This window comes from Paracoccus sp. P2 (genome assembly GCF_046335115.1).
Taxonomy (GTDB): Bacteria; Pseudomonadota; Alphaproteobacteria; order Rhodobacterales; family Rhodobacteraceae; genus Paracoccus; species Paracoccus pantotrophus.
In genome coordinates, this window is the sequence record NZ_JBGOSN010000011.1 from 54,038 (window position 1) to 77,643 (window position 23,606).

The 23,606-nt window shown below is 63.7% G+C and carries 32 protein-coding genes; 8 read left to right on the forward strand and 24 right to left on the reverse strand.

Annotated elements, in window-relative coordinates; genetic code table 11:
* Positions 1–2: 2 nt before the first annotated feature.
* The 6 genes from ACDP63_RS09240 to ACDP63_RS09265 form a co-directional block, all read right to left on the reverse strand.
* Positions 3–338 carry a DUF736 domain-containing protein gene (locus ACDP63_RS09240; RefSeq protein WP_113501301.1) on the reverse strand — a complete coding sequence of 112 codons (336 nt, stop codon included), beginning with the start codon at positions 336–338 and terminating at the stop codon, positions 3–5.
* 68 nt (positions 339–406) lie between these two features.
* Positions 407–952, reverse strand: a complete 546-nt coding sequence (locus ACDP63_RS09245) for a S26 family signal peptidase (RefSeq protein ID WP_409927946.1) — start codon at positions 950–952, stop codon at positions 407–409.
* The gene (locus tag ACDP63_RS09250) at positions 949–1,467 is read right to left on the reverse strand and encodes a DUF2840 domain-containing protein (RefSeq protein ID WP_113501299.1); all 519 of its coding nucleotides are present in this window, start codon (positions 1,465–1,467) and stop codon (positions 949–951) included. The genes ACDP63_RS09245 and ACDP63_RS09250 overlap by 4 nt, the downstream gene beginning before the upstream one ends.
* Complete coding sequence (locus ACDP63_RS09255; RefSeq protein WP_409927947.1) at positions 1,464–2,954, reverse strand: DNA cytosine methyltransferase; 1,491 nt, start codon at positions 2,952–2,954, stop codon at positions 1,464–1,466. Before ACDP63_RS09255 ends, ACDP63_RS09250 begins: the two co-directional genes overlap by 4 nt.
* Positions 2,954–3,982 (reverse strand): replication initiator protein A, encoded by a 1,029-nt coding sequence (locus ACDP63_RS09260; protein WP_409927948.1) that lies wholly within the window; start codon positions 3,980–3,982, stop codon positions 2,954–2,956. Before ACDP63_RS09260 ends, ACDP63_RS09255 begins: the two co-directional genes overlap by 1 nt.
* Positions 3,983–4,255, reverse strand: coding sequence for a helix-turn-helix transcriptional regulator (locus ACDP63_RS09265; RefSeq protein ID WP_113334130.1), 273 nt, complete (start codon positions 4,253–4,255; stop codon positions 3,983–3,985). It abuts the gene before it with no gap.
* A 457-nt stretch (positions 4,256–4,712) separates the two neighbouring features.
* On the opposite strand from ACDP63_RS09265, the gene ACDP63_RS09270 reads away from it, so the two are divergent.
* Positions 4,713–5,000 carry a DNA -binding domain-containing protein gene (locus ACDP63_RS09270; RefSeq protein WP_113501296.1) on the forward strand — a complete coding sequence of 96 codons (288 nt, stop codon included), beginning with the start codon at positions 4,713–4,715 and terminating at the stop codon, positions 4,998–5,000.
* A 5-nt stretch (positions 5,001–5,005) separates the two neighbouring features.
* On the opposite strand, the gene ACDP63_RS09275 is transcribed toward ACDP63_RS09270, so the two are convergent.
* The 7 genes from ACDP63_RS09275 to ACDP63_RS09305 all read right to left on the reverse strand — a co-directional run bounded on the left by ACDP63_RS09275 (position 5,006) and on the right by ACDP63_RS09305 (position 10,041).
* The gene (locus tag ACDP63_RS09275; RefSeq protein ID WP_257154256.1) at positions 5,006–5,641 is read right to left on the reverse strand and encodes a DUF2285 domain-containing protein; all 636 of its coding nucleotides are present in this window, start codon (positions 5,639–5,641) and stop codon (positions 5,006–5,008) included.
* Positions 5,574–5,789 carry a transcriptional regulator domain-containing protein gene (locus ACDP63_RS09280; protein WP_113501294.1) on the reverse strand — a complete coding sequence of 72 codons (216 nt, stop codon included), beginning with the start codon at positions 5,787–5,789 and terminating at the stop codon, positions 5,574–5,576. The genes ACDP63_RS09275 and ACDP63_RS09280 overlap by 68 nt, the downstream gene beginning before the upstream one ends.
* 192 nt (positions 5,790–5,981) lie before the next feature.
* Positions 5,982–7,184: a 3-oxoadipyl-CoA thiolase gene (gene pcaF / locus ACDP63_RS09285; protein WP_409927949.1), complete on the reverse strand. Its 1,203-nt coding sequence runs from the start codon at positions 7,182–7,184 to the stop codon at positions 5,982–5,984.
* A gap of 9 nt (positions 7,185–7,193) precedes the next feature.
* The gene (locus ACDP63_RS09290) at positions 7,194–7,877 is read right to left on the reverse strand and encodes a 3-oxoacid CoA-transferase subunit B (RefSeq protein ID WP_409928006.1); all 684 of its coding nucleotides are present in this window, start codon (positions 7,875–7,877) and stop codon (positions 7,194–7,196) included.
* Positions 7,877–8,584 (reverse strand): 3-oxoacid CoA-transferase subunit A, encoded by a 708-nt coding sequence (locus ACDP63_RS09295; protein ID WP_183832768.1) that lies wholly within the window; start codon positions 8,582–8,584, stop codon positions 7,877–7,879. Before ACDP63_RS09295 ends, ACDP63_RS09290 begins: the two co-directional genes overlap by 1 nt.
* Before the next feature lie 46 nt (positions 8,585–8,630).
* Entirely contained in the window at positions 8,631–8,864 is a 234-nt protein-coding gene (locus ACDP63_RS09300; RefSeq protein ID WP_183832766.1) for a hypothetical protein, read from the reverse strand.
* A 31-nt stretch (positions 8,865–8,895) separates the two neighbouring features.
* Complete coding sequence (locus tag ACDP63_RS09305; RefSeq protein ID WP_183832764.1) at positions 8,896–10,041, reverse strand: muconate/chloromuconate family cycloisomerase; 1,146 nt, start codon at positions 10,039–10,041, stop codon at positions 8,896–8,898.
* Between the two features lie 97 nt (positions 10,042–10,138).
* Between ACDP63_RS09305 and ACDP63_RS09310 the strand changes: the two genes are divergently transcribed.
* The 5 genes from ACDP63_RS09310 to ACDP63_RS09330 all read left to right on the forward strand — a co-directional run bounded on the left by ACDP63_RS09310 (position 10,139) and on the right by ACDP63_RS09330 (position 14,634).
* Complete coding sequence (locus ACDP63_RS09310; protein WP_409927950.1) at positions 10,139–11,086, forward strand: LysR substrate-binding domain-containing protein; 948 nt, start codon at positions 10,139–10,141, stop codon at positions 11,084–11,086.
* A gap of 65 nt (positions 11,087–11,151) precedes the next feature.
* On the forward strand, positions 11,152–11,928 hold the full coding sequence (locus ACDP63_RS09315; RefSeq protein WP_409927951.1) for a chlorocatechol 1,2-dioxygenase: 777 nt from the start codon (positions 11,152–11,154) through the stop codon (positions 11,926–11,928).
* A gap of 149 nt (positions 11,929–12,077) precedes the next feature.
* A complete protein-coding gene (locus ACDP63_RS09320) occupies positions 12,078–13,877 on the forward strand; it encodes an FAD-dependent oxidoreductase (RefSeq protein ID WP_409927952.1) in 1,800 nt (599 codons plus the stop codon).
* Positions 13,877–14,287, forward strand: a complete 411-nt coding sequence (locus ACDP63_RS09325; RefSeq protein WP_183832756.1) for an acyl-CoA thioesterase — start codon at positions 13,877–13,879, stop codon at positions 14,285–14,287. The genes ACDP63_RS09320 and ACDP63_RS09325 overlap by 1 nt, the downstream gene beginning before the upstream one ends.
* Before the next feature lie 17 nt (positions 14,288–14,304).
* Positions 14,305–14,634: a hypothetical protein gene (locus ACDP63_RS09330; RefSeq protein ID WP_409927953.1), complete on the forward strand. Its 330-nt coding sequence runs from the start codon at positions 14,305–14,307 to the stop codon at positions 14,632–14,634.
* 91 nt (positions 14,635–14,725) lie between these two features.
* Here the strand turns inward: ACDP63_RS09330 and nrtS are convergent, their stop codons facing one another.
* Both nrtS and ACDP63_RS09340 read right to left on the reverse strand, forming a co-directional pair.
* Complete coding sequence (nrtS, locus tag ACDP63_RS09335) at positions 14,726–15,010, reverse strand: nitrate/nitrite transporter NrtS (RefSeq protein WP_409927954.1); 285 nt, start codon at positions 15,008–15,010, stop codon at positions 14,726–14,728.
* A gap of 6 nt (positions 15,011–15,016) precedes the next feature.
* Complete coding sequence (locus tag ACDP63_RS09340) at positions 15,017–16,078, reverse strand: maleylacetate reductase (RefSeq protein ID WP_409927955.1); 1,062 nt, start codon at positions 16,076–16,078, stop codon at positions 15,017–15,019.
* Between the two features lie 294 nt (positions 16,079–16,372).
* Between ACDP63_RS09340 and ACDP63_RS09345 the strand changes: the two genes are divergently transcribed.
* Positions 16,373–17,269 carry an MBL fold metallo-hydrolase gene (locus ACDP63_RS09345; RefSeq protein ID WP_409927956.1) on the forward strand — a complete coding sequence of 299 codons (897 nt, stop codon included), beginning with the start codon at positions 16,373–16,375 and terminating at the stop codon, positions 17,267–17,269.
* A gap of 145 nt (positions 17,270–17,414) precedes the next feature.
* A complete protein-coding gene (locus ACDP63_RS09350) occupies positions 17,415–17,774 on the forward strand; it encodes a LysR family transcriptional regulator (RefSeq protein WP_409927957.1) in 360 nt (119 codons plus the stop codon).
* A gap of 103 nt (positions 17,775–17,877) precedes the next feature.
* Here the strand turns inward: ACDP63_RS09350 and parA are convergent, their stop codons facing one another.
* The 9 genes from parA to ACDP63_RS09395 form a co-directional block, all read right to left on the reverse strand.
* Positions 17,878–18,531, reverse strand: coding sequence for a ParA family partition ATPase (gene parA / locus ACDP63_RS09355; RefSeq protein ID WP_409927958.1), 654 nt, complete (start codon positions 18,529–18,531; stop codon positions 17,878–17,880).
* Positions 18,528–19,703: a replication initiator protein A gene (locus tag ACDP63_RS09360; RefSeq protein ID WP_409927959.1), complete on the reverse strand. Its 1,176-nt coding sequence runs from the start codon at positions 19,701–19,703 to the stop codon at positions 18,528–18,530. The genes parA and ACDP63_RS09360 overlap by 4 nt, the downstream gene beginning before the upstream one ends.
* Before the next feature lie 18 nt (positions 19,704–19,721).
* Positions 19,722–20,003: a helix-turn-helix transcriptional regulator gene (locus ACDP63_RS09365; protein WP_183832702.1), complete on the reverse strand. Its 282-nt coding sequence runs from the start codon at positions 20,001–20,003 to the stop codon at positions 19,722–19,724.
* Between the two features lie 140 nt (positions 20,004–20,143).
* Positions 20,144–20,674 carry a DUF2285 domain-containing protein gene (locus ACDP63_RS09370; protein WP_409927960.1) on the reverse strand — a complete coding sequence of 177 codons (531 nt, stop codon included), beginning with the start codon at positions 20,672–20,674 and terminating at the stop codon, positions 20,144–20,146.
* A gap of 16 nt (positions 20,675–20,690) precedes the next feature.
* Positions 20,691–20,915 (reverse strand): transcriptional regulator domain-containing protein, encoded by a 225-nt coding sequence (locus ACDP63_RS09375; protein WP_409927961.1) that lies wholly within the window; start codon positions 20,913–20,915, stop codon positions 20,691–20,693.
* A 111-nt stretch (positions 20,916–21,026) separates the two neighbouring features.
* Positions 21,027–21,302: a DNA -binding domain-containing protein gene (locus tag ACDP63_RS09380; RefSeq protein WP_409927962.1), complete on the reverse strand. Its 276-nt coding sequence runs from the start codon at positions 21,300–21,302 to the stop codon at positions 21,027–21,029.
* Between the two features lie 99 nt (positions 21,303–21,401).
* The gene (locus ACDP63_RS09385) at positions 21,402–21,650 is read right to left on the reverse strand and encodes a helix-turn-helix domain-containing protein (RefSeq protein ID WP_409927963.1); all 249 of its coding nucleotides are present in this window, start codon (positions 21,648–21,650) and stop codon (positions 21,402–21,404) included.
* 275 nt (positions 21,651–21,925) lie between these two features.
* Positions 21,926–22,327 carry a single-stranded DNA-binding protein gene (locus ACDP63_RS09390; protein WP_409927964.1) on the reverse strand — a complete coding sequence of 134 codons (402 nt, stop codon included), beginning with the start codon at positions 22,325–22,327 and terminating at the stop codon, positions 21,926–21,928.
* A gap of 706 nt (positions 22,328–23,033) precedes the next feature.
* On the reverse strand, positions 23,034–23,450 hold the full coding sequence (locus tag ACDP63_RS09395) for a hypothetical protein (protein WP_409927965.1): 417 nt from the start codon (positions 23,448–23,450) through the stop codon (positions 23,034–23,036).
* Between the last annotated feature and the right edge of the window lie 156 nt (positions 23,451–23,606).

Below are 23,606 nucleotides of genomic sequence, written 5' to 3' on the forward strand. Positions count from 1 at the left end.
CCTTAGTCCCGCTCGTCACGCGGTCTTGGGCGACTCCAGTGCAGCGACCACGACGCGCCCACGTCATCGTCGCGGAACAGGTTGGCGCGGATGGGATGCGGGAATGTTGGATCGTCCAGCAGCACCGAAAGGTATTCGCCAGCCTTTTCGCCGGTGCGTTTCCAGGCTGCACCGATCTCCGGGCCTTCAACGGCACCGTGATGGACGCGGTAGTTGGGGACTTTCTCTGCGTCCGCTTCCTCCACCGGAACGATGATGAGTTCGCGATCGAGGGTGAGTGTGTGGATGCGACCGACATAGCCGTTTTTCTCGCGCGTGAACTGACCGATCTGAGGCATGACAATCTCCTTGGCGGTGAGGTTGGAAAGACCATCAGCGGGCACCGCTCCCGCTGATGGGGAAGCAGTCAATGCGTCGGCGCGCGCCACTCGTAGCGGCTGTCGCCTTCCTCATTGGTCCAGAGCGGGATGGCGCGGCCGATGACGGAACTTGCGGGGATGGGTCCGAAATAACGACCGTCCAGGCTGTCTCGGATTTCCCAATTCATGAGGAAAAGCTGGCCGTCACCGATGACGCGGCAGCCCTGCCAGATGGGCAGATCGCGGCCGAGGCTGTCGCGCTCCAACGCCTCGCCCATCTCGATTCCGTCAACCGTGATCGTGCGGCCGGCGCGGCAAACCCGCTGTCCCGGCAGGCCCAAGACGCGCTTCAAGAGCGGGACGCCTCGCGCGATATAGCCGCGCTCGACCATGTAGGCGGCGAGCGGTTCGGGCGGCATGATGGCGACCAGTTCGGACACGTCGATTCGCTCGGCCGGCACGACTGTGTAGAAGCCGATGGGCGCGCTGGCGGTGGCATTCCAGATCAACCTTGCCGGCATATCGACGACACTCATGGCAGCGATGACGCTGACAGCCAGCACCGTCACCGTGAGGACGCGGCGGCGCGTCATGGCTCGATCCTCCGTCGCCCAATCCAGGCGGCGTGCCGCTCAGGCGTGTAGGCGCTCGGTTCCAGGTTAGCTGTCAGGCGGTTGTGGACGTGCCGCCAGTAATCCGGGGACACGTCGGCCGGATCGAAACCGAGGGCTTCCAACGCGTCGATGACGGCAAGCGCCCGCTGCACCTTCTCCCAGCCAGTGAGGCGCAGAAGGATGTCGCCACCGGGCCGGACGAAGGGCAAGGTCTGGAACGGTTCGCCGCGACCGATGGCGCGCACGATGTCGATGCGCGAGACTACGGTGCCAAAGTCGTTTGCTGCCCATCGCACGAAGGCGAAGATGCTGCCGGGCGGAAAGCCGACGACGCTGCGGCGACGGTCGATGATCTGTTCGTAGCTCTTGCGGCCGAAGCGTATCCAGTGCTCGACCCTCTGCTTCTGAAAGGTCAGCTCGACAAATGTAGTGAACGGCGCGGGTTCGTCCGGCAGCGATCGACCGTGCGCCTTCCTGTGGGAACGACGGATCATGGTTCGTCTCCGGTAATGTCGGTGGATGTGCGGGCGAGCACCGCGTCGAGCGCAGCTTCGGTGCGCAGGATAGCGCCACCAATGGCTTCGGGAATTTGCGGAAGAACGGCGTCGCCGAAAGCTTCGACGATCAGACTGGCCGCAGAAGTCCCTTTGCGACTGCCGAGTGCAATGCGCGTGTCAGCCACCCAGGTGGAAAGCCCATCATCCAGCCGTAGGTGATGGGCAAGGCCGCCGTTCCAGTCAGCCCATGGCTCCGCAGCATCGTCGCCAGCGCCCGCGCTCCCGCCCATTTGTCCGGCGCGCGATCCGTCATCGCCCCGTTCATCACCGCGTCCATGGTCGGAGATTTCCGGCGGTCGTAGGCCGGACTCCAGCCGTCCATCCTGCTGTCTCTCTTCGTCGGCGTCGGCAGGATTTCCGCCGCATGGCGCAACAGGTTCGGTGTGTCGATCTGCGCCTTCGCGCCGCTCAATCGCCTTCCTGTCTCGATCTCCTGCGCGCTCAACCTGCGCCCGCCGTTCGGCTTTACCGGCGTCGGCATCAAACCGTATGGCTGTTCCAGACTGTCGAAATGCAGCGCCTCGCTGATCGTCGGTGTCCGGTCGAAATCGTCCTGGTCCGATGTCATCCGGCCCTTGTGCTTGCGCAGAACGCTCTCCCGCGGTGCGGGGTTCGCAGTCGGCGTTCCCATCATCCCCGCGTGTCGACTGGCATGGCCCTGCAATTGGCTGAGAACGTCGCCCCGGCCACCCCGATCCGCATCCGACTTCCTCGGCGTCGCAAGGATCATTCGCAGCGGATATGTCGATCCCGCTCCGCCGCCCGCGCCATCCTTCATCCCGTCCGATGCCATCGGCGTCGGCAGTGGGCGGTTGCGGAACAGCTCGTAGAGGCCCGATTCCCTCATCGCCCGGCGCGCGCCCGAACCACCCTCCAGACGGATGCCGCCCTGCTGGGACTGCGATACCGGCGTGGGCAAGCTGTTCGGGGTCGTAGCCGATAAGCCAGGACCGCTTGCGGACGTGGTTGGCGCCAACGCTGTCAGCACCCACCACGCACGGTTCGACGGCGTAGCCGAGCGCTTCCAGTTCAGCGAGCAGCCGGTCAGCGCCGCGAGTTCTGAGATTAGCGCTGTTCTCAAAAGCGAACCAGCGAGGGCGGCAATCTCCGACAAGCCGGACGGCTTCGAGGTAGAGGCCCGACCGCTCGCCGTCGATCCCTTTGCCCTTGGTGTTGGCGCTGCTGATGTCCTGGCAGGGCGGGCTGCCGACGATGATGTCGGGCAGGACTCCAAGGTCGGAAACAAGGTGAGCTGCCGTGAGTCCGCGCACGTCCTCGTAGAGTCTGACATGGGGATTGTTCTCTGCATAAAGGATGCGCCGCCATTCGACGATTTCGCAGGCGGCGATGGTAACGAAGCCGGCGCGGTGCAGGCCGAGCGACCAGCCGCCCGCGGCGGCGCTGAACAGGTCGAGTGCGCGCATCATGGCGCACCTCGCCGTGCGGCACCGGCACCATGGCTCGCGTGTACGCGCGTCAAAGAATAGAAGTTAGATTCTTTGTTAGATTCTTCTATAAAGTGCGCGGCGCGATTTGCGCCTAATGTGCCGATACTGTTTGCGCCTAATCTGCCGATAGGTTCCACATGGTTATCCACAGGCACTGTGGATAAGTTTCCGAGGTAAAAACGCACCAATTCGCGCCGGTCCTCCCACTCGATTTCGAGACGGTATCCGGGCAGCGGCTGGCGGGCGGCGATCCGGCGCAGGTCGAGCGCGAAGTCGGACGGCCGTGCGAGGCTGCCGGACTTTTCGTGAAGGTGGCTGATCTCGAAAGCCCAGCCTTCTGGCTGGTGCCCTGCATGTTTGCGGGCAACGCGATAGAGCCATCGCTCGATGCCGCCAGTCAGCCGGAAATAGGCCGGGTCTATGGTCAGGATCAGAGAGCGGTCGATAACACTCTGGTAGAACCATTCGGGCAGGACGAACTCCATGCCCTCTACGCGGCCGGAGCGTGTTGTCATTTCCTCCCACTCGTTGATCCATGAGAATTGCCGCCGGCGCCAGTTCGGGCCGTTACGGATCGTCGTGGCGACAACGGTGGATTGCAGGCGACCAAGCGCCGCCTTCAGAAGCTGATACTGATGGTTCCCGGTCGGGCGTCCGATCGCACGCAGCAACTGATAGGGCGTGAAACGGAAGAAACGTGAAGTCGGGATGCCGCTGTTTTCGGCTGCGACGATCTGCGACGCGGCCCAGATCAGGACATCAGCATCCCAGATGGTCGCCATGCCATGTTCGGGCATGGCGAAGACCTGCACCTCGACATCTGCGCCCTTGTAGAGAATCGGTTTCATGCGTGGGCGCTTGCCGAGCGAAAAGAACGGCCGTTCCATCAGGTCGCGCTGGTCACGCGGCGCGGCGTCCCCGGTCGCCACCACGAAAGGGTCGAGATGGCTGCGCTCGCTGACCACTTCCGTCTGCGCTGGTCTATGATCGTCGTCACGCAGCATTCAGAGTTCTTCCCGCTCCGCAGGTGTCAGCGGTCGCGCAGGAAAGACCGTGCGGGCGTTCGCGTCGCGAGTGGACTTGCGTGCCCCGATTGCACTCCAGGCTTCCAGATCCTGCACGGCATAGACGACCCGTCCCCCGATCTTTCGGTAGACGGGGCCGGTGCCGTAGGTCCGGTGCTTTTCGAGAGTGCGCAGCGATATGCCGAGGAAACGCGCAGCCTCCTGCGTGCGAAGCAGCCGTGGCGGCAGGTCGGCATTGCGGCCGTGGATCATGGTATCGCCTCCGGTTGGTCAGACAAACGGCCGCCGAGAGGGCGGCAGGCTGTGGCGAACCATGGCGAACGACGTGCGGCATGTAGCGTGCCGCATTTGCGCCCCTGCGCTGGCGGCACCCCTCAAGGCGGAAGTGAAATGGGAGTATTTCCGTAAGAACAAGTCAGCCGGGCTCAAACGGTAAAGACAACCGTGCCCGGCTCGGCTATGAATGAAAGCGGAGCAGACGCGCTGCTCCGGGGCGTCGAAACCCCTGACTAGCGGTTGGTGTCGGCCGTGACGGCACCACACTCCTTGACCCTATGGTCGGGGAGCCTGTGGCGTATGTCCAGGGCTACCCGCCTAAAGGCCATGGGGCCGTCTAGTCACGGTTTCGAACTCCCCGATCACCAGGTCTGAGGGGCCATTTGCGGGGGCGCACCGCAAGCAAGGCTCTCCGGGAAGAAGGGGATTGACAATGGGAACGCCCGTCGAACTCGACCCCGACGTGGATGATGAGGCACCGACAGGCAACGAGATCACCAGCTATGACGAGCGGCATTTCGTGACCTATCTGAGGCTTCTCGACGCCAGGGCCGAAGGGGCGGACTGGAAGGAAGTCGCGCAGATTGTCCTGCACCGCGACCCGGTCGCCGACGAGACGCGTACTTATCGGTGCTGGCAAAGCCACCTGGAGCGCGCACAATGGCTTTCGCGCGAGGGATATCGCAATCTTCTGAGGCAATCACCGACCAGCAAGTCCTGAAGCGGTCAACGCTTGCCAAGTTTGATCGGATAATGCAGCAACAGGCGATACCCGCCTCGCATCATCCTGGTGCCATGTGCCACAAGGCGACGCGCTTTGCTCTTGCGCGGGTCGCCCTCGAAGTCCTCCTTGGTCCCGCGAAAGCCGAGCAGGACTTTTGCGATGGTGCGATAACTCTCTCCACACAGCCTTGCGTCGAGCGCCCGTAAAGACAGGATGTACCATTGCCGGCGCTGTGCAGGAAACGCCCGAAAATCGGGACCTGACGCCCGGCCATTGAGAGAGCGCCAGAAACGACGGGCCGCATGTGCACGAAGTTCCAGATAGACGTCCATGGGCAGGGTGAGCGCATAAAATGCCGCTGCGTCCGGTATCGCCCCGGGCAGCCAGAACTGATGCGCAACACCGTTGGCTCGCCAGATACCATGCCAGCCATCGGCGGCGCGGCGCAAATCGAGATCGTCAAGCTGGGCCAGCGTAACGATCGGTTCCGTGTCGCCGTTCCTGCGTTCTACAGGTGACAGCATCACGGCTTCAGGATAGAGGCTCGGATTCCAGAACGGTGTCTGGCAATCAGGCGGCACGTCGGGGTCGCAGGGGAAATCGCAACCCCCAACGGTTGGCAAATACGTCAAGGTCACGGTCAGCCGGTTGGTCCGTCAGCACGGCCGCGTTGTAATCCTGACGGTAATCCTCGTTCCGGCGGAGATATTCCCAGGCGAACCCGGCGGCCGGAAGGTGCATCGTATGCCTGTACGCCGCCGGTGAACGCCAGTCGATGCTGAGCATGGCGTCACCTCCCAAAACCGGGGCGCGCAGGGCGACGCCCCGGCAGAGGATTTTATGCAATCAAAGCAAGACGAAGAAGCCGCGCGTCCCAGATATGTTGATCGCGGAAGGTGATCACTCTGCGTCGGATTGCCCTGACGTCTCCTGTCGCGAGCCGGGCGTAGCCCGGCGAGCGTTCCCGAGTCGCAAACTTCACACCGCTTCCATGACCACCGCGATGCCCTGACCGACGCCGATGCACATAGTGGCAAGCACCAGTTTCCCGCCGGTGAGTTTCAGTTCCAGAGCCGCGGTCCCGGTGATGCGCGCGCCCGACATGCCAAGCGGGTGGCCGAGCGCGATTGCGCCGCCATTGCGGTTCACCCGCGCGTCGTCATCGGCGATACCGAGTTCACGCAGGGTCGCGAGCCCTTGGCTTGCGAAGGCCTCGTTCAGCTCGATCACGTCGAGCGCATCAACTCCGAGCCCTAGCCGCCTGAGCAGTTTGCTGCTGGCCGGAGCCGGACCGATGCCCATGATCCGGGGCGGAACACCTGCAGTCGCGCCGCCGAGGATGCGCGCGATCGGGGTCAGGCCATGCTCTTTCACGGCTTTTTCGGAGGCGACGATTAGGGCGGCGGCCCCGTCGTTGACGCCGGAGGCGTTTCCTGCGGTCACCGAGCCGCCCTCACGGAAGGGCGCGCGGAGCTTGGCCAGCATCTCGAGCGTCGTATCAGGGCGGAGATGCTCGTCCGCGTCGACGAATTTCGGATCGCCCCGACGCTGCGGTATGACAACCGGCGTTATCTCCTGCGAAAAACGCCCGGCTGCCTGCGCTGCAGCAGCCTTCTGCTGTGAGCGGAGCGCAAAAGCGTCCTGGTCCTCGCGGCTGATGTTGAAGTCCTCAGCCACATTCTCGGCGGTCTCCGGCATCGAATCGACGCCGTATTGCTTCTTCATCAGCGGGTTGACGAACCGCCAGCCGATGGTGGTGTCATGGACCTCATTCGCGCGCGAAAAGGCGCTCTCGGCCTTGGGCATAACGAAGGGCGCCCGGCTCATGCTCTCGACACCACCGGCGATGATCAGATCGGCCTCGCCCGCCTTGATGGCGCGGGCGGCGACCAGAATGGCGTCCATGCCCGAGCCGCAAAGGCGGTTGATCGTGGTGCCGGGAACGGACTCGGGCAGCCCGGCGAGCAGGAGGGACATGCGGGCGACGTTCCGGTTATCCTCGCCGGCCTGGTTGGCGCAGCCGAAGACAACTTCGTCAACCGCAGCCCAGTCGAGGTCGTGGGACTTCATCAGCGCGCGCAGCGGAACAGCCCCGAGATCATCGGCGCGGACCGAGGCGAGGCCGCCGCCGAAGCGGCCGATCGGGGTGCGGGTGTAGGCGCAGATATAGGCGTCTTGCATGTTCTTCCATCAGACTTCTGGTACGACCAGATCGGAGACCGGCCCTTTGATGACCAGCACCGCGCCGGTCACGGATTGCAGATCCTCGACCGAGATGGAGGGCAGTTTCTCGCGCAGGACGAAATGGCCATCCTCGATGTCGACCACGCAGAGCGAGGTGTAGACGCGGGTCACGCATCCGACGCCGGTCAGGGGAAGCGTGCAGCTCTCCAGCAGTTTCGGCTCGCCCTTCTTGGTAGTGTGATCTGTGATGACCGCGACCCGCTTCGCGCCGTGCACGAGGTCCATGGCGCCGCCGACGGCTGGCACGCCGCCCCGGCCCGTCGACCAGTTCGCGAGATCGCCGTTCTGGGCCACCTCGTATGCGCCGAGGATCGCCACATCGAGATGCCCGCCCCGGACCATCGCGAAGCTGTCGGCGTGATGGAAGAAGGCCGAGCCAGGCTTCAGCGTGATCGCTTTCTTGCCGGCGTTGATGAGGTCCCAGTCCTCTTCGCCGGCCTTCGGCGCCTCGCCGAACCCGAGCACGCCGTTCTCGGTGTGGAAGATGGCTTCGCGGCCTTCGGGCTGGAACTTCGCGACCATTTCGGGAAAGCCGATCCCGAGGTTCACGTAAGCTCCGTCCTCGATGTCCTGCGCGGCCCGCCACGCGATCTGCGCGTTCGAGAGCTTGATGGGGGAAAGATCGAGCATCATGGGTAAACCGCCTCCCGCCGGTTAAGGATCTCTTCCTGCGCCGGGTTCGGAACCTCGACGACTCCGGAGACGAAGATGCCCGGCGTGATGACGGCTTCGGGGTCGATGCCGCCCGGCGGGACCAGATGCGAGACCTGGGCGATCGTCCGGTTCGCCGCGGTCGCCATGATCGGGTTGAAGTTGCGCGCCGCCATCCGGTAGGTCAGGTTGCCTAAGCAGTCGCCCACCTTGGCCTTAATGAGCGCGTAGTCCGCCTTCAGCCAGCGCTCCTGCACATACATCCGGCCCTCGAATTCGGCGGTCGGCTTTCCCTCGGCAAGTTCGGTGCCGTAGGTCGTCGGAGTGTAGAAGGCCGGAATGCCCGCGCCGCCCGCCCGAATGCGCTCGGCCAACGTGCCTTGGGGCACGATCTCAAGCTCGATCCCGCCCGAGAGGTAAAGCTCGGTGAAGACCCTGGGGTCGGCCGAGCGCGGGAAGGAACAGATCATCTTGGCGACCTGACCCTGTTCGATCAGCGCCGCGAGCCCGACGTGGCCGTTGCCGGCGTTGTTGTTGATGACAGTGAGCCCTTTCGGGCCTGCGTCGATCAGCGCGTGTATCAGTTCGATCGGCGCGCCCGAGCCACCGAAGCCTCCTATCATCACCGTAGCTCCGTCGGGGATGCCGGAAACCGCCCCGGCAAGGCTGGATATCGTCTTGTCCATGTCGAAAATGCCCTGCTGGATTTGCCGCGAAGGTTCCTGAATGGCTTCAGGCAAGGGACGGGAAGACCCGTTCAAGAAACCCGGGGCTCGGAACCTCACCACCACCGGCGATCACCGCCCGCCGAATTGGACTGTTTTGGGCTTCGGATGGGAACGACACGGTTCCGGGGTCCACTTTGAAGCGATCACCGCGGCAAGCACCGCAGGCGCCGGCACATTGCTCTTTGGCACAATGGCCGGTGCCGGAATGCAGTTCAGATATGTCAGCCATCATGGTCATGGCTCTCTCCTTCCCACTTTGCGCGCGCGCATCACGCGCGGGTGAATCGGCGGACCCGGTCTTCGTCGAGTTCGATGCCGAGGCCCGGACCTTCCGGAAGCTGCGCTGCTCCATTTCTGTAGGAGACCGGATTTGCCGCGATATCCTCAGCAAGCAGCATGGGGCCGATGATTTCGCCGCCGAGCGGCAGCAGGCCGACCCCGGCCCCAAGGTGCAGCCCGGCGGCCGTGCCGAGCGACGTTTCGAGAAACGTCCCGAGGTAGAGCGGGATGCCCGCCGCTTCAGCGATGTCGGCCATACGCTTCGAGGCGCGCATGCCACCCGCTTTCATCAACTTGAGCGAAATCAGGTGAGCTGCGTGCTTGCGAACCACCTCGATCGTGTCGGCCTCGGTCTGCACCCCTTCGTCGATCATGATCGGCACAGGTGACTTCGCAGCCAGCCTCGCAGAGGCGTCGATTGCACGCCGCTCAAGCGGCTGTTCGATCAGTTCGACGCCGATCCGCGCGAGTTCGGAAAGGGCGCCGAGCGCCTCAATCTCTGTCCAGGACTCGTTGGGATCGACCCTGAGACCGGCGCGCCCATCAATAGCACATGCCAGTCTTTCGATACGGACAATATCATCTCGGATCCGTGTCGCACCCATCTTGACCTTGAAGGCCGAGGCCCGACCGGAGGCGAGCATCGCTTCGATCTCATCGGCATCCCGTGCGGCATCGCCGCTGGCAATCGGCCAGGCCACCGGGCAGGCGTCGCGGCGCATCCCACCCAGAAGCACCTGACAGGGCACGTCGAGCAGCTTGCCGACCAAATCCATGAGCGCCATTTCGACGCCCGCCTTCGCAAACCGGTTGTCCCGCACGAGTCCGCCAAGTTCCGACATCAGCCGGTCGATATCGTAGGGGTTCTGGCCGATCAGCGCCGGCGCAAGGTATCGCTCGATCGTGATCTGCATCGCTTCGATACTGTCGCCAGACCACCACGGCCCGCAGGGCACGATTGCCTCGCCGATGCCTTCGGCCCCGCAACTGGTATTGATCCTGATCAACAGGGAGCTTTGGTTGCGGGCCTCGAAACGCGCGAATTTCTGGAGGCGACGAAAGGGAAGATCGACGATCGTCGTCTGTACGCGGTCGATGCGTGCTACTTCCGGTATGGTGTCGAGTGTCGTGAGCATGGGGTGCCTCTAAATTCGGTTGAACCCATTTTGCGCAGGCGGCATCTTGCGGTAAAATACCGATGGATGCGCTTCTAAATACGGGAAAGGTATCAGGATGGAGTTTCGTCAGCTCAGGTACTTCGTTGCCGTGGCCGAAGAGGGCAACATTGGCCGGGCAGCTGAGAAGCTGCACATCTCGCAACCGCCGATCAGCCGGCAGATCCAGGCGCTGGAGTACGAACTTGGCGCGCCGTTGTTCAATCGCACGCCGAAGGGGGTGACGCTGACGGAAGCCGGGCGGACGTTCCTGCAGGATGCGCAGCGGGTTCTTGCCCATGCGTCCCTGGCTGTCGATCGCACGCGGGCGGCGCATGCCGGCGAGATCGGGCAACTCGATGTCGCGTTCTTCGGGTCGCCGGTCTACCTGGCCGTGCCGGTTGCCCTGCGTGCGTTCCAGCGGGCGCTGCCGGAGACAGAAATTTCTCTGACCCGCATGGGCAAGCAGGAACAGATCAATGCGCTCAGGGACGGGCGGATCCATATCGGCTTTGCGCGGTTCTATCCGTCAGAACCCAACATAACCGTAGAGAAGGTGGCCGATGAGAGACTTTTTGCGGCGATCCCACAGGACCTGGCACTCGCTTCAGGGTCAGACGTCACGATGGCGGATGTCGCGACCTTGCCGCTCGTGCTCTTTCCAAGCGGCGACCGCCCCAGCTTCGCCGATGCCGTGCTTGCTGCATTCGCTGAAATGGCAATCACTCCGACGGTTCACAGCACTGCCGTCGACACCACAGCTGGTCTTGCGCTGACCGCAAGCGGGAAGCGCTGCAGCATCGTGCCGGAATCAGTCGCGACGCTCCGATTTCCGACGTTGCGCTTCCTGCCGATTGCCGACTGCCCCATCCGCGCCCAGATCGCCTGTGCCTATTCGAGCGAACGGAAAGCGCCGATCCTGGAACACTTTCTCAACTGTCTCCACTCGATTTCTCTCGATCCCGGGAAGTTTGCCACACAGAGAGATACGGATTCGGTATTTGAAATCGGATCAAAAGGTATTTGAGAGTATTGCGTGGCCGGTCGTAGGGTCCATGGCGACAAATGCAGTCACTTTAGGAGGAGAGGCACATGTCAAACCGGACCAAAGACATCACCGTGGACATCGTCGAAGCCGTTCGCGACGTCCTTCGCAAGCACGAAGTCACCTTCGATGAATACCGTGCCGGGTTCCAGCACCTCGCGAAGACCCAGGCCGCGGGTGAGATCCCGCTGCTGATCGACGTGTTTTTCAACTCGACCATTGTCGAGATCGAGAACGAGAAGCGCCGCGGCTCGCACGCCTGCATCCAGGGTCCCTACTTCGTCCAAAATGCACCGAACGTGGCGGAGTCGCTGGCGATCCGCGATCAGGACGCCGGCCATCCCAAGATGGTGATGCGTGGCAAGGTGACCGATCTCAATGGTCAGCCCGTCGCCGGCGCTGTGATCGACGTCTGGCATGCGACCCCGGATGGCAAGTACTCGGGCATCCACGACAATATCCCGCCGCAGTACTACCGCGGAAAAATCACGACCGCGGCCGACGGTACCTACGAATGCCGCTCGATCCTGCCGGTTCCCTACCAGATCCCGAACACCGGCCCCACGGGCGAACTGCTCGAGACATACATGCAGTGGCACTCGTGGCGCCCGGCGCACATCCACTACTGGATCCACGCCGATGGCATGCGCGACCTGATCAGCCAGGCCTATTTTGAAGGCGACCAGTACATCGACGACGACTGCTGCAACGGCGGCGGCTCCGAGTTCATGGTGCCCAAGGTCTACGAAGGCGACGTCCGCGTGATGGAGGTGAACTTCACCCTTGATCCGGCCGCAGAAGCTGCCAGCGGAAAAGCTGCCTGACGACCGGGTGGCCGGGCACGGCCCGGCCACCAATCCCCGCCGGCAACGGCCGGATCACAGGAAAACCATTTCCCCTTCTGCGCCAGATAGATCCCGCCTCACCAAGGCTGGCGGCCCCGGGGCGCGGGACCAACTCACGGAGAAGAACCATGTCGGCGAGAATCGAAACGGATGTCCTGGTAATCGGATCCGGGCCTGCCGGCGGAGCTGCCGCCGCGCTGCTCGCCCGCTACGGGATCAAGACCATGATGGTCAACAAATACGGATGGGTCGCCAACACGCCACGCGCACATATCACGAACCAGCGCACCATGGAGGTGCTGCGCGACCTCGGTCTCGAGGAAGAGGCCAAGCTCTACGCCACCCCGAACGACCTCATGGGCGAGAATACGATCTGCGCTTCGGTCGCCGGCGAGGAATTCGGCCGCATCCGCACATGGGGCACCGATGTACGCCGTCGCGCCGACTATGACGAGTCCTCGCCGACCGCGATGTGCGACCTTCCGCAGACCTATCTGGAACCGATCCTGATCGGCTCATCGGCACGCGACGGCGCAAAGCTGCGCTTCGACACCGAGTATCTGTCCCACACTCAGGATCGCAACGGCGTCACTGCACGGCTGCGCGACCGTCTTTCGGGCGAGGAATTCGAAGTGCGGGCGAAATACATGATCGGCGCGGACGGCGCCAACAGCAAGGTCGTCTGCGATCTCGACCTGCCGCTCGAAGGTGAAATGGGCAAGTCCGGCTCGATCAACATACTTTTCGAGTGCGACCTGACGAAGTACGTCGCGCACCGGCCCTCCGTGCTCTACTGGGTCATCCAGCCTGGCTCGGACATCGGCGGGCTCGGGATCGGCGTGGTCCGCATGGTGCGGCCCTGGAACAAGTGGCTGGCGATCTGGGGCTACGATGTCGAGCAGGGGCCGCCAGACATCACCGAAGAATTCGCCCGCAACATCGTTCACAACCTGATCGGCGATCGTGACTTGCCGGTGAAGATCGAGAGCACCTCCACCTGGACCGTCAACGATATGTACGCGACAACGTTGCAAAAGGGCCGGGTCTTCGCTGCAGGCGATGCCATCCACCGGCATCCGCCAACAAACGGACTCGGGTCCAACACGTCGATCCAGGACAGTTTCAACCTCGCCTGGAAAATCGCGATGGTGCTCAAGGGTCAGGCCGACCCGAGCCTGCTGGATACCTACACGACAGAACGCGCGCCGGTCGCCAAACAGATCGTGCAACGCGCAAACAAGTCTCTGGGAGACTTCCCGCCGATTGCCGTGGCACTGGGGCTGCCACAGGCCAGTAGCATCGACGAGATGTACGCCAACATGGCCAGACGCAAGGAGGCTGGCCCCGAGGGCGAGGCGCAGCGGGAAGCGCTGCGGAAAGCCATCGCCGGAACCGACTACGTCTACAACGCGCACGGCGTCGAGATGAACCAGCGCTACACGAGCGAAGCAATCGTTCCGGACGGCTCGGCAGCTGAAGTCTTCGCCGATGAGGAGCTCTACCACCAGGCCTCATCGCGTCCCGGCGCCCCGGTTCCCCACGTCTGGGTGTACCGCAATGGCGGGCACAGAATCTCGACCAAGGATCTCTGCGGCCAGGGCCGCTTCACGATCCTGACCGGGATCGGGGGTGACGGCTGGAAGGATGCCGCAGCCGCCGTGAAGGAGAAGCTGGGTGTCGACATCGACGTTCACGTCATTGGAACCGGACAGGCGCTCGAGGATCAGTACGGCGAGTTCGCGGCAATGCGCGGCACGACCGACAGCGGAGCCCTGCTCGTGCGGCCGGATTTCCATATCGCTTACCGCTCGGACGCGATTTCCGATAGCGCGAGCGAAGATCTCATTGCCGTCATGGCCCAGGTCCTCGGGCGCAAGAGAGCGCCCGCGAATGGCGCAGCGCGGCCCGTCAAGGCGGTTGCGGTCTGATGTCTGACCGCGGCCTGCCGCCTTCGAAGAACCCGGCGATCCGAACGGTCGCCATGCCGGCGGATACAAATCCCGCCGGCGATATCTTTGGCGGATGGCTGATGTCTCAGATGGATCTCGCCGCGGGCTGTCTTGCCGCAAGCACCGCACGAGGGCGAAGCGCCACAATCGCGGTCGAGGCGATGCGGTTTCTCCGCCCCGTAAGGGTGGGCGACGAGGTTTCACTCTTCGCCGATCTGGTCTCCGTCGGCCGCAGTTCGATGCGGATCCATGTCGAAGCCTGGCGCCGGAGCCGCGACAGCATTGAGAGCGAGAAAGTCACCCAGGCGAATTTCACATTCGTGGCGCTCGATCCGCAAGGACGGCCGCGATCCGTGGACGTCGCGGCCTCACGAAGCTCAGAAAACTGATGCCCGTGCCAGGGCGCATGGAACAGCCGGCGGGCCACACCCCATCGTCTGGGCCTGCTGACACACCTTTGCGCATTCTTCGCCCGCACAAACTCGACATCGAGCGGCTGACGATCGAGCAACGGACCAATTTCTCGACGACGCTGGTGACGGATGCCGAGAAGGAAAGGGCATTCAAGGCAAGATGCGCGGGGGTGGAAACTCACGTCGTGGTCGAGTCGAAACATCCGGCGGAGGCAATCGAAAAGCTCGTCCAGGTTTCAGAAGAAGCCTGCATGGCGATGCAGGCGCTGATCTCGCAGGTGCCGACGCACACCCGACTTCAGCTGAACGGCAAGGAACTCTGATCGAGTCGAAAAGCAGCCGAAACGGCCCCGAGACGCACGCGTATCTCAGGGCCGTTTCATTTTGGGCGAAGCGGTTCCGGGATGGACCGGGTCACGGGGAGCTAGGGCTACTTCCGACGGGCGTGGGATCGCCCAACTGGGAAAGAAGGGCCTCTTGTTCACGGATCGAGAACACTGAGGACACCGTGGAGACAGTGTAGGGGACCAGGAAGGTGACGATAATCTTGACCGCCTCGGACAGATGCAACTCGCCCGCCAGAAGCGTGTCGCCATGGTTGATGATCGCGAGAACCGGGCCGACGATGGCCGCGATTACCGCGGCCCTGACGACGACCGATTGGCGGAAGGCCAGGTATCTTCTCGGCGCCCTGGACATCGGCGATCAGGAGCTCGGCCGTTCGCCGGCCCAGGCGGCGCGCATCAGGGCCTGCAGGGCGTCGCGTTCCAGTGGACGGGGATTGAAGTAGGGGTTTTCGAGCGTGATCTCGACCGCACGATCAATGCCCTCCTCGGGCATGCCAAGGTCCTTCAGCGCCGTTGGAGCACCGCTCTCGCGGGACAGGTCGAACAAGGCCGCCGCCGGGTTCTGCGAGCCCGTCGCGCGCCGCATTGCGGCCATGGCCTCGGGAACTGCGGGCGCGTTGTAGGCCAGCGCATGCGGCAAGACGACGGTATGGGTCTCTGCGTGCGGCAGATCGAACGACCCGCCTAGCACGTGACACAGCTTGTGATGCAGGGCCACGCCGCCCGAGCCGAGGCAAACCGCACAGAGCCAGGCCCCGTAGAGCGCGTCCGAGCGGGCGTCGAGATCGGCCGGGGCCGCGCGGACCCGCGACAGCGCCGCAGTCATCTTTGCGATGCCGTCCTCCGCCATCAGCGAGAGAACGGGGTTGGCGCCTTCGGCATAAAGGGCCTCGACGGCGTGGGCGATGGCGTTCATGCCGGATGTCACGGTCATGACGGCCGGGAGCGAAAGCGTGTAGCGGACGTCATAAATCACCGTTTCTGGCAACACTTTCAGGGTCTTCTGGGTGGTCTTCCGCCCTTGTTCGGTCTGCCCGATGATCGAAGTCATTTCCGAGCCGGCGTAGGACGTCGGCAGCACGATCTGCGGCGCATCTGTACGCAGCGCGATCGCCTTGCCAAGCCCGATGGTCGACCCCCCGCCGATTGAGACGACCCCGTCGGCTCGCAAGTCCTCGTACCGGGCCAGCGCCTCTTCCGTGATCTCGACGGGCGTATGCATGGCCGCACCGGTGTAGAGCCCGGCGGAGCGGGCCCCGAGAAGGTCGGCCAGTTCCCGGCCCTGATCGGCCTGCGGCGCCGTCGTGAGGATCATGGCGCGTTTCACGCCCAGGCGTTCAAGTTCGTCGGGGAGTCTGTCGGTGGTACCCACCCCAAATATGACGCGCGCCGGCAAAGCCGTGTAAGTGAAGGGTTTCATGGGATGTCCTCTTTTCAGTTACTTTCGGAACTCTCCGCTCCGAATGCCAATATCAATGGCGTCCGCGAGCGATACCGATTCAGTAATGCCCGGATTCCCACGAGTCTCCAGCTTGGCTTCAGGGCTAAGTTCCCTTCAGCATTCGTGCGGATTTGTATCCATACCAGACCGGTATCCGAAGTCGTGCGAAGAAGTATTGGAACCCAAAGGTCGGCACCTGCATGTTTCGCGAAGCACCTGCCGTCGCTCGGCCCACGTAGAGCGACGCCGAAACTCCAGACTAGGGACACACCAATGACGACCGGACCGCTTCCGCGAATGACCACCCAGTACGTGGGAGACCTGCGGGTAGACGCACTCGTGGATTGCGTCAGCCCGACCCGCCCCGCGTCGGAGCTGCTCCGCGAATTCCCGTCCGGCATCGTCGAAGCAAACCGCGGTTGGCTGGTTCCGGACTACATGGAGGACGACACCGACAGGTTGATTCTCGCCTACCAGTCGTTCCTGATCCAGATGCCCGGCCACAACATACTCGTGGATTGTGCGGTCGGCGAAGATGGCAATTTCCCCGCCCGCCCCGACTGGCACCAAGGGAAATCCGATTGGCTCAACCAACTGGGGCTGGCCGGTCTGGCTCCCGAGGACATCGACATCGTCTTCCTGACCCATTTGCACATGGATCATACCGGCTGGCTGACACGCCGGCACGGCAACGAATGGCGACCGACGTTTGCCAACGCCCGGCACCTTGTGTCGGAGGCCGAACTTGCCTTCTGGACCGCCCGGCACGGCGAGTTTCCCTACATGTCTTCTTCCATTCTGGACTGTGTTGAGCCGGTGCTGCAGGCAGGGCTTGTCGAGACCGTGGCCGCCGGGGATGAGATCGCGCCCGGACTTTACGTTGTGGACCTCGCAGGCCACTCGCCCGGAATGATCGGCCTTGAATTTCGCCCGAACGGGGAGACGCTCGCCGCCTTCAACGCGGATCTCATGCATCATCCGCTGCAAATGACCTCGCCGGGCACGTCGACGCTTTTTTGCGCCGATCCGGCGGCCGCCGCAACGATACGCCGTCGAAAACTTGAAGAGTATTGCCGTGCCGGGACGCTCATATTTTGTGGCCACTTTCCAGGCGAATGCGCGGGCTACGTAGAGAGCCGCTCAGGTGGATATGCTCTAAGACGGGCCTGAAGATCTCATGACTGTTGATAGGAATCAATGTGTTGCCGGGTAGGAAGCTGCCGATAGGGCTCTGTCGCAAACTTTTCGGTTCACCTGCTGAGTTTGATCTGCCAGTCATGTCAATCGGTTGGTCGGTGTAAAGGGAACTGATTTGATGGCGAAGCCCCTCGATGCGATCGAGCTTCGCCATCTCCGCTACTTCGTGGCTGCGGCCGAGCATGGCAGCTTCCGCAAGGCGGGAACTGCCCTCGAACGGTCACCAGCAGCGGTCAGTCGCTGCATCGCTGATCTTGAGGACGAGATCGGGGCATCCCTGTTTCACCGGCACACATGGGGCGTATCTCTGACCTATGCCGGCGAGCGCTTTCTGCGACGCGCGCGCAAGGCCATCAGGGTCATTGGCGAGGGGGCGACTGACGTGGGTTCGGTCGGCCGATCCGAGAACGGACGTGTCCGAATCGGCATCTATTCCTCCATCGCCTCGGGCTTCCTGGCCGAACTGCTGCGCGCCTAGGCCGTCGCAGCGCCACCACCTGCGGGCGGCGCGTCACCGGCCCTGATCCAGCCATCGGGATCGGCCGGGCGGGCAGCGAAGCCGCGTTTGCTGTTGCGCGCCGTCATTCCGCTGCCCTCGCGATGCCCAGCCCTTCGACCTCGGCGGTGAGCGCGGCGATCTCACGGGCGGCAGGAGATTGGCGCTCGATCTCGCAGACGAGCCGCCCGGACTGCGCGGCTTCGGCGAAGACGACGCGCTGGCCGGTGGTGCTGGCGAGCACCGGCCGATCGTGCTCGGCCAGCGTTTCGGCCGTCTCGCGGGCGATGACGGTGCGGGTGCCGCAGCGGTTGAGCGCGAAACGGGCGGCGAGCTGCGGCCGGTAGATGCGGGCTTCCGCAAGGAGGGACAGCATCTCGGCCGAGGCCCAGCCGTCGAACGGCGAAGGCTGCACCGGGATCAGCACCAGATCGGCGGCGAGTAGCGCCGAACGCATGAGCCAGGCGACACGCGGCGGCCCGTCTATGACGATGTGATCGACGGCGCGGGTGAGTTCGGGCGCCTCGCGATGCAGCGTATCACGCGCCAGGCCAACGGTGCCGAAGGCGCGTGGCAGGCCCTCACGCGCGCGCTGCTGCGACCAGTCGAGGGCAGAGCCTTGCGGATCGGCGTCGATCAGGGTGACACGCTTGCCCCGGCTCGCCAGTTCACCGGCGAGATGCAGGGCCAGCGTCGTCTTGCCGACGCCGCCCTTCTGGTTGACGAGCGCGATGATCATCGCCGGCCTCCCGGCGGATCGAGCGGAAGGCGGGGCGCAGGGGGATCGTCGGCGGCCGACGTCCCGTTCTGAGCGGGGCCCGATCGGGATGTCTGCGAGGCGGCAGATTCCCTTTTCTTCCCGGTTATGCTGAGGCTTTTTGCGGTGTCGCGGATGAGGTTTTCCACATCGCGCGCGCGCCCTTCAAGGTTAGACTCTTTGTTAGACTCTAAGTTAAGGGCGCGATTGCCACTTTCTTTTCCGTGCGTTAAACCCGGTTTCGGTTCCTGATAGCACGAGCCTTGGGTTCCCGATAGCACGATAGTCCGGGTTCCTGATAGCACGAGGCCATTCACAGGTTTTCCACAGGGCGCGGCGGGCTCGAAGGCGAGCAGCATGCGTCCGCCGATCTCGGCTTCGAGAAAGAGTGTGTAGCCGGGCAAAGGCTGGCGCCGGATGATGTCGCGCAGCTCGAAGGCGAAGCGCTTGTAGGGCGAGAGGGAACCGGATTTCTGATGCAGATGGCGGAAGTCGAACCGCCATCCATCGCGCTGGCGGCCGCCATGCTTGCGCACCAGGCGATAGAGCCAACGGTCGAGGCCGCCGGTCAGATCGAAATAGGTCCGGTCGATGGTCAGCACGAGCGCATCGTCGAGGACGGCCTGGTAGAACCAGTCCGGCACGATCATCTCGATCCCGTCGGGGCGGCCATTGCGGTCGGTGCGCTCCTGCCATTCGTTGATCCAGGAAAAGCGGTGGCGCCGGCCCTCGGCAGGCTGGCGGATTGAGGTGGAAATCGTGGTCGATTGCAGCCGGTCGAGGGCCGCCTTGAGGCGCTGGTAGTCGCGGGAGCCCGTGCCGCGCCCGACATAGGTGAGGATTTCATAGGGGGTGGCGGCCATCAGCCGCGAGGTGCGAAGCCCGATATCGCGGGCTTCGACAATCTGGCTCGCCGCCCAGATCAGGATGTCGGCATCCCAGATCGTGGCCATGCCGTGATCGGGAACGGCTTCGACCCGGATGGTCACGCTGCCGGCAGCGAAGTCGATCGGCGCGATGCGCTTCGACTTGGCGAGGGAAAAGAAGGGATAGGCCATGATATCCTGCGCGTCTCGTGGCGCGAAGTCGCCGGGAAGCGCCCGGAACAGATCGAGCTGCCCGCGCTCGGAAAGGGATCGACGTCGCGCCGTCATGGATGGAACCGACTGCGCTCAGCGGGCGTAGCGGCCGGGCTGCGGACCGGCGGGCAGCGTCTGGCGTTTGGCCGGCAGGACGGAACCGCGCGGATCGGAGGTCGAGGTAACAGCGCCTCGCGCGGCCCAGGCCTCCAGATCGTCGATGGCATAGACGACGCGGCCGCCGAGCTTGCGATAGGCCGGGCCGGTCCCGTAGGTGCGGTGCTTTTCCAGCGTGCGGGCCGACAGGCTGAGGAAGTCGGCCGCTTCCTTGGTGCGCAGGAAGCGCGGCGGCAGAATGACGGGTTCGTGCGGCATGGAACGGGCCTCCGTGGTGTTGCGGTGGCCGCTGCGGATCAGCGGCGGACAAGGACCACGGTGGCGAAGAAGAAGCGGCGAGGTGCAGGGCGAAGATGGGGGGTATCGAAATCGCCCACCATCGGGCGCGGGATGTTGCGCTATCCTGGGTGGCGATGACGCAGGAGTTTTCGATAGCCGCCAGCGACCATGGCGCGGGCATCGCGCAGGAGCGCCTTGATCGTGTGGCGGGCCGAGGACGCCTGCCATTCCTCGCGGTCGAGACGCTCGGTGTTCAGGATGACCTGCGCGATTTCCTGCTGCGTGGCACCGGCCCTGTACCCATCGAAGGCTCGCAGCATCCGTTGGAGACGTGCGCGTTGCTGCCGGGTCAGGCGCGTGTCGGGCGGGATGGCACGGCCATGCAGGGCCGAGAGGAAGCGGCGGATCGCTTCGATCCGGTCGAAACCGTCGAGACCGAGCGGAACCACGGCGACCGCGATCGCTTCGCCGCTAACAGCGCCGTCGAGGATCTGGAGCGTCTGCCCGTTGCCAAGATCGAAGCGGAAATCGCCGTCGGCGCCGTCTGCTGGAAGGTGAACGCGCCAGATGGCCGGGACGTGACCGAGGCTGTCTTCGAGTACCGGCGGGGCTGGCGCCAACAGGATCGAGCTGGTGTCCTCTTGCGGCATCCAGAGGACAGGGGCGTCAGACGAAGGAGTTTGGGGGTCGACGGGGAAATCGCAACCCCCACCGCTGCCGGATGTGTTCGGTCAGCGGTTCGGGGTCTCCATGGCCAGCAAGCGAGGCTTCAAAATCGGCGTCATAGGCGTCGTTGCGGCGAAGCCATTCCCATGCGAGGTCGGATGCCGTCAGCGCATCCAGATGGTCGTATTCCGCCGAAGAACGCCAGGTCGATGCGTCAGGGGTCATCACTGCCTCCCGAGTCTTTTCCAGGGAATTTGGACGCCTCAGGATTCCCGCTCGGGTTGAGTTCTGGAAGGCAGGTACGGGTTGACAGGTGTTACGCGGCACGCATCACGGTCAGGACTTGCGCTGGCTTTCGCGGACCAGGTCGCGATAGCCCTGTTCGGTCATCCAATGCGCGCGGGCGAGGTGGGCGTCATGGATCGCGCGGCATTGCACGGGATCGCGGTCGGGATCGAGCCCGAACAGAATCCGCACCGCTTCGCGCCAGTCGGCACCGTCGCGCTCGGCATCAAGCAGCCGCATATAGAGCTTCATATGCTCGCGATCATAGGATGTGAGCGTGTCGCCCTGCGGTGGTTTGTCCAGTAACGCCTGAATTGTTTGCCCCATCAGTTTCTCATCGCCGTCGGTAACGGTTTTGTTAACCATCTCCGATGGGAGATGGCTATCCCTTTTGGGCGAGCACGGGCCGTCACGGCGGCCGCGACATCACTGTTGCGCGTTGCTGCCTTCGTGAAGAAGCAGCACACCTTCGCCCTTGTCGGTGGCCAGCAGAACGATCCCGGCGGCTTCAAGCGCGCGGCGAACTTCGTCGCGCGTGGATTCATAGACCTCGAGTCCGTTCTCGGATTCGAGGCGCTTGAGCGCGGTAAGCGATACGCGGGCCTTGTCAGCGAGCGTCTCCTGTGTCCAACCCAGCAACGCACGCGCGGCCCGTGACTGTCGGGCGGTGATCATACATGATCACCTCCCATTCGGACCTGCACGCACTCCAGAACTACGACTATTTTAGTCGCTCTATGGTAGTGTGCCAATCAGTTTCTGCGCGATAACCCCTTATTTCGCGAAATCTTCTTTGAGCTACCCGTATCTGATTCGGTCGCCTGAGGGCTCTGTGCTTTTTCATCAGTCGTGGTGGCCGGTCTGTCCAACCAGGGAGCCTTTTGCGGGAGTGATCAGCGCAACCACGAGAAAGCCCGGCGGCCTGTGCCGCCGGGATCCGGGCGCCCCGCTCAGAACGGGATGTCATCGTCATCGATGAACTTGCCGTCGTCGTTCTCGGTCTGCTTTGCCCGGCTCAAGAAATCGACCGTCTCGGCGATGATCTCGCAGCCGTAGCGGTCAACGCCCGCGGAGTCGGTCCACTTCGAGTAGTGGATGCGGCCGCGAACCAGAACCTTCATGCCCTTCTCGCAATACTGCTGGACCGTCTTGCCGAGGCCGTTGAAGCAGGTGATGCGGTGCCATTCCGTGTCCTGGACCCGATAGCCGTTCTCGTCGCGGACGACGCGGCCTTCCGAGTAGCGGGGGCGCGAGGTGGCCAGGGTGAAGTGGGTGATGCCGGTGCCGCCCTGGGTGGTGCGGGTTTCGGGGGCCTGACCGATGTTGCCGGCGAGGATGACGATGTTCTGCATGGGTATTCTCCGTTGCTTCCTCGGAGGGACCGTCCCTCCGACGAGACCCGGCCAAGGCCGTCGGGAGACTCCCGCAACTGCCGCCCCGCGGCAGCTTGCCCCCAAGGCCCCAGGTGGGGCGGGCAGCCGCGTTCTGCGCGGCAACACGGCTGGGAGCCGCGGGGGTTGCTGGTGGAAACCGAACGGACTTAGGGGATCAGTCAGTCGGAGGGATTGGTGCCTTCAGGAGCGAAACGGAGATGCAAAGCCATTTCCATCGCCATTGCCGGTAACAGCGACCCGTCAGACCCCTGAACCGGAACCGCCCGGCACAGGACCTGTCCACCCGCCTTCTATTCCCGGCCTGTCCGCGCTTGCCGCCGGAAGGCTATGTCATGTGGGATGAGAACGAAGGGGCTATCGGGCTTCCGGGTGCGGCAGGGCTCCGCTCGGGCTTCGACAGCGCAAGGCCCGGTCCCGCAGCGTTGCGAGAACCAGCATTGAAGGTGTTCGTGGCTGCTTCCTGGAGCGATGTGCAGATGCAGCAAGGATTGACCGCCATGACTGTCGGGACATCCCGATGACAGATTTCCACGCCGGGCGAAGCGGGCCGCCAGCGATAGAGGCAAACCCACGATGATATGACCACCTGATTATCGTGCGGACGCCCCAAGCCCGTTGGCGCAGGCCGCCGGGTTTCATGGCGCGTCAGATCGCATCCGCCACCTCAGCGCGAAAGCACCGACTCGCCCAGCGCATTGAGGTTGAGCATCGCGGCAATTCCGATGACCAGACCGCCCGCACCGCAAAGGAACATCAGCCCGATGCCGGGATCAAGCATGTTCTTGGTGACGCCATGGACGAGCGCATATCCCGCGACGACGGCTGGCACAGCGAAGAGAGCGAACGCGGCCAGCCGCAGGACGGGGTTGCGGGCAAAGCCGACGACGACGATCACCAGAGCGATGGAAAGCAGGGCGGCGGCGGCCGCAGCCATACCGGACAGCAGAACGCCAGCCCCGGCGCCCCAAGCATATTGGGCGGCAGAAATGGCGACCATCACCGGCAAGGCATAGATCGCGAGATTGTAGGCGAAGACGCACATCATGATGGTGAGCAAGATGGCGAGCAGGATCAGGGTCATGGGAGCCTCCACATGAAAGGTTGGAGATCACGTCAGGCTGCCGGAAGATACGCTCCGCCTGCGACTATGCTGCTTCGCCGGTTCTTCAAGGATGCTCCATCAAATGCCCGGCGTCGTTTTCTGTCAAGGTTCGGCGGCAGCAAGCCGCCAGACGGC

Excerpts from the sequence above, each read along its gene's own strand:
- ACDP63_RS09290 (WP_409928006.1), bottom strand. The coding sequence starts at position 7,877 with ATGCTCGATCTTTCCCCCATCAAGCTCTCGAACGCGCAGATCGCGTGG.
- ACDP63_RS09380 (WP_409927962.1), bottom strand. The coding sequence starts at position 21,302 with ATGGGGCAAACAATTCAGGCGTTACTGGACAAACCACCGCAGGGCGAC.
- ACDP63_RS09390 (WP_409927964.1), bottom strand. The coding sequence starts at position 22,327 with ATGCAGAACATCGTCATCCTCGCCGGCAACATCGGTCAGGCCCCCGAA.
- pcaF (WP_409927949.1), bottom strand. The coding sequence starts at position 7,184 with ATGCAAGACGCCTATATCTGCGCCTACACCCGCACCCCGATCGGCCGC.
- ACDP63_RS09385 (WP_409927963.1), bottom strand. The coding sequence starts at position 21,650 with ATGATCACCGCCCGACAGTCACGGGCCGCGCGTGCGTTGCTGGGTTGG.
- ACDP63_RS09315 (WP_409927951.1), top strand. The coding sequence starts at position 11,152 with ATGTCAAACCGGACCAAAGACATCACCGTGGACATCGTCGAAGCCGTT.
- ACDP63_RS09245 (WP_409927946.1), bottom strand. The coding sequence starts at position 952 with ATGACGCGCCGCCGCGTCCTCACGGTGACGGTGCTGGCTGTCAGCGTC.
- ACDP63_RS09240 (WP_113501301.1), bottom strand. The coding sequence starts at position 338 with ATGCCTCAGATCGGTCAGTTCACGCGCGAGAAAAACGGCTATGTCGGT.
- ACDP63_RS09350 (WP_409927957.1), top strand. The coding sequence starts at position 17,415 with ATGGCGAAGCCCCTCGATGCGATCGAGCTTCGCCATCTCCGCTACTTC.
- ACDP63_RS09270 (WP_113501296.1), top strand. The coding sequence starts at position 4,713 with ATGGGAACGCCCGTCGAACTCGACCCCGACGTGGATGATGAGGCACCG.
- nrtS (WP_409927954.1), bottom strand. The coding sequence starts at position 15,010 with ATGTCCAGGGCGCCGAGAAGATACCTGGCCTTCCGCCAATCGGTCGTC.
- ACDP63_RS09310 (WP_409927950.1), top strand. The coding sequence starts at position 10,139 with ATGGAGTTTCGTCAGCTCAGGTACTTCGTTGCCGTGGCCGAAGAGGGC.
- ACDP63_RS09395 (WP_409927965.1), bottom strand. The coding sequence starts at position 23,450 with ATGACCCTGATCCTGCTCGCCATCTTGCTCACCATCATGATGTGCGTC.
- ACDP63_RS09340 (WP_409927955.1), bottom strand. The coding sequence starts at position 16,078 with ATGAAACCCTTCACTTACACGGCTTTGCCGGCGCGCGTCATATTTGGG.
- ACDP63_RS09320 (WP_409927952.1), top strand. The coding sequence starts at position 12,078 with ATGTCGGCGAGAATCGAAACGGATGTCCTGGTAATCGGATCCGGGCCT.
- ACDP63_RS09250 (WP_113501299.1), bottom strand. The coding sequence starts at position 1,467 with ATGATCCGTCGTTCCCACAGGAAGGCGCACGGTCGATCGCTGCCGGAC.
- ACDP63_RS09300 (WP_183832766.1), bottom strand. The coding sequence starts at position 8,864 with ATGACCATGATGGCTGACATATCTGAACTGCATTCCGGCACCGGCCAT.
- ACDP63_RS09295 (WP_183832768.1), bottom strand. The coding sequence starts at position 8,584 with ATGGACAAGACGATATCCAGCCTTGCCGGGGCGGTTTCCGGCATCCCC.
- ACDP63_RS09370 (WP_409927960.1), bottom strand. The coding sequence starts at position 20,674 with ATGCCGCAAGAGGACACCAGCTCGATCCTGTTGGCGCCAGCCCCGCCG.
- ACDP63_RS09305 (WP_183832764.1), bottom strand. The coding sequence starts at position 10,041 with ATGCTCACGACACTCGACACCATACCGGAAGTAGCACGCATCGACCGC.
- ACDP63_RS09260 (WP_409927948.1), bottom strand. The coding sequence starts at position 3,982 with ATGCTGCGTGACGACGATCATAGACCAGCGCAGACGGAAGTGGTCAGC.
- ACDP63_RS09360 (WP_409927959.1), bottom strand. The coding sequence starts at position 19,703 with ATGACGGCGCGACGTCGATCCCTTTCCGAGCGCGGGCAGCTCGATCTG.
- parA (WP_409927958.1), bottom strand. The coding sequence starts at position 18,531 with ATGATCATCGCGCTCGTCAACCAGAAGGGCGGCGTCGGCAAGACGACG.
- ACDP63_RS09255 (WP_409927947.1), bottom strand. The coding sequence starts at position 2,954 with ATGCGCGCACTCGACCTGTTCAGCGCCGCCGCGGGCGGCTGGTCGCTC.
- ACDP63_RS09265 (WP_113334130.1), bottom strand. The coding sequence starts at position 4,255 with ATGATCCACGGCCGCAATGCCGACCTGCCGCCACGGCTGCTTCGCACG.
- ACDP63_RS09345 (WP_409927956.1), top strand. The coding sequence starts at position 16,373 with ATGACGACCGGACCGCTTCCGCGAATGACCACCCAGTACGTGGGAGAC.
- ACDP63_RS09280 (WP_113501294.1), bottom strand. The coding sequence starts at position 5,789 with ATGCTCAGCATCGACTGGCGTTCACCGGCGGCGTACAGGCATACGATG.
- ACDP63_RS09375 (WP_409927961.1), bottom strand. The coding sequence starts at position 20,915 with ATGACCCCTGACGCATCGACCTGGCGTTCTTCGGCGGAATACGACCAT.
- ACDP63_RS09330 (WP_409927953.1), top strand. The coding sequence starts at position 14,305 with ATGGAACAGCCGGCGGGCCACACCCCATCGTCTGGGCCTGCTGACACA.
- ACDP63_RS09365 (WP_183832702.1), bottom strand. The coding sequence starts at position 20,003 with ATGCCGCACGAACCCGTCATTCTGCCGCCGCGCTTCCTGCGCACCAAG.
- ACDP63_RS09325 (WP_183832756.1), top strand. The coding sequence starts at position 13,877 with ATGTCTGACCGCGGCCTGCCGCCTTCGAAGAACCCGGCGATCCGAACG.